2 protein-coding genes are annotated in these 3,498 nt (G+C 65.5%); both read left to right on the forward strand.

From position 1 onward, the window contains the following. The first annotated feature begins 421 nt into the window (after nt 1–421). Complete coding sequence (locus tag ACYVK3_RS10010) at nt 422–1,642, forward strand: hypothetical protein (RefSeq protein ID WP_460497162.1); 1,221 nt, start codon at nt 422–424, stop codon at nt 1,640–1,642. Between the two features lie 331 nt (nt 1,643–1,973). Then, complete coding sequence (glnA, locus tag ACYVK3_RS10015; RefSeq protein ID WP_460497163.1) at nt 1,974–3,398, forward strand: type I glutamate--ammonia ligase; 1,425 nt, start codon at nt 1,974–1,976, stop codon at nt 3,396–3,398. The last annotated feature ends 100 nt before the right edge of the window (nt 3,399–3,498 follow it).

Genomic DNA, 3,498 nt, shown 5'->3' on the forward strand with positions numbered 1-3,498 from the left:
TCCCGCCCCTCAGTTACGGGCATCTCTCAGATCCCGACCTTTCGGGATCAGACTCCCTCTCAGTGCCTTGAGCAGTGGGTTCGGTCAAATCCAGACGATATGACGCGCCGTGGTCGACCTCCTCTCGACTCGGAAGGGAGGGAGATTCGCGACTTACGGCCCGCGGGGAACGGTCCGGCTACGGGCGAGGTCGGACGAACCGAACCACCGGCCGCATCGTCGATCACGACACCTTCGACCACCGTCCCGTCGAGCCCCAGGTTTCCCGCCCATACCCTGTTGTTCGGTACGCCCCTTGCGGATCCCGAGTTTCCGCAACCCGGGAGCCTCTGCGACAAGCGGCGTGTCCCTGCCATGCACCTCTCCTGCTCAACGACCCGCACACCACTACGAAGTGCCGTTTTCTATAGGGAGCACGACGATGACCATCCGAACAGCCGGACGCCCGACCCCTCTGATCGGCGCGCTGGCGGTGTCGCTGCTCGCGTTCACCGCTTGCGGCGGCGGAGCCGATGACGACGCGAGCACCCCGGAAGCCGACGGTCCCTCCGTGGAGACGACCACCGAGGCCGCCGAAGCGGCCGTGGCCGCCTTCCCCGTCGGCGAGCCCTTCGGTGAGGCCGTCTGGAGCGTCGATGTCGGTCCGGGCGAGTCGACGGTGACCGTACGGCCCGATCGGGTCGTAGTGGACCGCTTGTACCCCGACGTGGCCCGCGTGATCCAGGCCTACACGCCCGACGGCGACGAAGCCTGGACCTATGACCTCTCCGAACACGAATACCCCCAGCACATCCCGGTCGCGGTGCTCGAAGAGACGGTGGCCATCCTGGAGCATGCAGAGATCGAGGCATCGGGCCTTGACGAGGCTCAGACCGTCACCGAGCTGACCTTGCTGTCGATCGAGGACGGCTCGGTCGTCGCCGAGATCGAGTTCCCCGACTCCCCCGAATTCACCAGTTTCGGGAGCATCGTCTTTCACGGAGACGACGGGATCGGCTTCGTCACCGAGGAGGGCGAGGTCATCGAGGTGGAAGCCGAGTACTTCCGCGTCACTGACGCGGGCCTCGTCCGAGGAGCACCGTTCTGGCTGGACAAGGGCAATAACCTCAACACCCAGGCCGGGACGTTGAGTGAGCTCCCGGGCATCGAACAGCCGGAGATCAGCGGTATGGACGTCCTCGCGGTGGACCACAGGCAGGGTCTGCTCGCCGTCCAGGTGACCCATGGCGCGCTCGCCGACCTCGCCTACTACGTGGTAGCGGTCGAAACCGGCGAAATCGTCTACGAATTGAGCTGCTCCGACTATTCGCACACTGACGGTACGACCGACGTCGCCCGCAACAGTCCGAACGGCGAGTACGTCGTCCATGAATCCATCTGGATGTCGGCGACCGGCGGCCGGTGCTTCGGCGGCGGAGACGGGCAGCGCACGGTCGAGCTGCGAGCGGTCGACGACGACGGCAACGCCTATGGAGCGGTCGAAGGGGACGCCCCAAGCGACGAACTGGTGACCATCCCCGTCGGAGGCGAGCCCGAGGTCTCGGACCTGCCTGAGGGCGCACCGGTACCGAGCGGCATCATGAACGGCGACATCGCGGTCCACCTCAGCGGAACGACGCTCACAGGCAATCCGATCAAGTAGCCGACGAACACGCGAACCCCGCGGAGGTCATCTCCACGGGGTTCGCTCTTGCCGTAGGCAACGGGCGGTGCAAGCCCGTGTCCTCCGCCGCCGACACGCACGGACATGCGCTCACCGTCGCACGGGGCATTCTCCCGACACTCAGGTAACACGCATGAAACATTTGATTTACGCTGAGGCAACTGATCGCGGATAGCGTTTCGTCTAACACCTTCGGTGTCGACAGCGACGTCGGTGCCCGTTCCATGGCGTGGCCATTCATGGCTCGCGAGCTTCGCCATGGCTTCGCGAGCCGAGTATCAGCTTCATACCTACCGAGAGGAACACCTTCGTGTTTTCCAGCCCAGAAGAGCTCCTCGGATACGTCCGCGACAACGACGTGAAGTTCATCGACGTCCGCTTCTGCGACCTGCCCGGCGTCATGCAGCACTTCAACATCCCGGCCGCGTCGTTCGACGCCGACCTGCTGGAGGAGGGCCTCGCGTTCGACGGCTCGTCGATCCGCGGCTTCCAGGAGATCCACGAGTCGGACATGCTCCTACTCCCCGACGTCGCCACCGCATTCGTCGACCCGTTCCGCGAGCAGAAGACCCTCGCGCTCAACTTCTTCATCCACGACCCCTTCACCCGCGAGGCCTACAGCCGCGACCCGCGCAACATCGCCAAGAAGGCGGAGCAGTACCTGGCCGGGAGCGGCATCGCCGACACGGCCTACTTCGGCGCCGAGGCCGAGTTCTACATCTTCGACTCGGTCCGCTTCGACACCACCGCCAACCAGGCGTTCTACCACGTCGACTCCATCGAGGGCGCGTGGAACACCGGCGCCGAGGAAGAGGGCGGCAACCTCGGCTACAAGCCGCGCCACAAGGGCGGGTACTTCCCGGTCGGCCCCGTCGACCACTTCGCCGACCTGCGCGACGCCATGGTCACCAACCTCATCGAGTCCGGTCTGACGATCGAGCGGGCCCACCACGAGGTCGGCACCGCGGGCCAGTCCGAGATCAACTACCGCTTCTCGACGCTGCTGCACTCCGGTGACGACGTCCAGAAGTTCAAGTACATCATCAAGAACACCGCCACCAAGGCCGGCAAGACGGTGACGTTCATGCCCAAGCCGCTGTTCGGCGACAACGGCTCCGGCATGCACACCCACCAGTCGCTGTGGGCCGCCGGCGACCCGCTGTTCTACGACGAGACCGGTTACGCCGGCCTGTCCGACACCGCCCGCTACTACATCGGCGGCCTGCTCAAGCACGCCCCTAGCCTGCTGGCGTTCACCAACCCGTCCGTGAACTCCTACCGGCGCCTGGTGCCGGGCTTCGAGGCGCCGGTCAACCTGGTCTACTCGCAGCGTAACCGCTCGGCCTGCACGCGCATCCCCGTCACGGGGTCGAACGCGAAGGCCAAGCGCGTCGAGTTCCGCGTGCCGGACCCGTCGAGCAACCCGTACCTGGCGTTCTCGGCCATGCTCATGGCCGGCATCGACGGCATCAAGAACAAGATCGAGCCGCCGGCGCCGGTCGACAAGGACCTGTACGAGCTGGGCCCGGAAGAGTACGGCGACATCGAGCAGGTCCCCGGCTCCCTCGACAGGGTGCTCGACAACCTCGAAGCGGACCACGACTTCCTCACCGAGGGCGGCGTGTTCACACCCGACCTCATCGAGACGTGGATCCGCTACAAGCGCGAGAACGAGATCGACCCGGTCCGCCTGCGCCCGACGCCGCACGAATTCGATCTGTACTACGAAGTATGAGTAGTACCTGAAGCAGCGCTGCGAGGTCTGTGTAGGACCTGGACCAGCGCCGCGAGGTCTGCGCGACTGCGAGCCCCTGGAAGGGCCCGGCCGGTGACGT

It is taken from the genome of Glycomyces tarimensis (genome assembly GCF_054776215.1).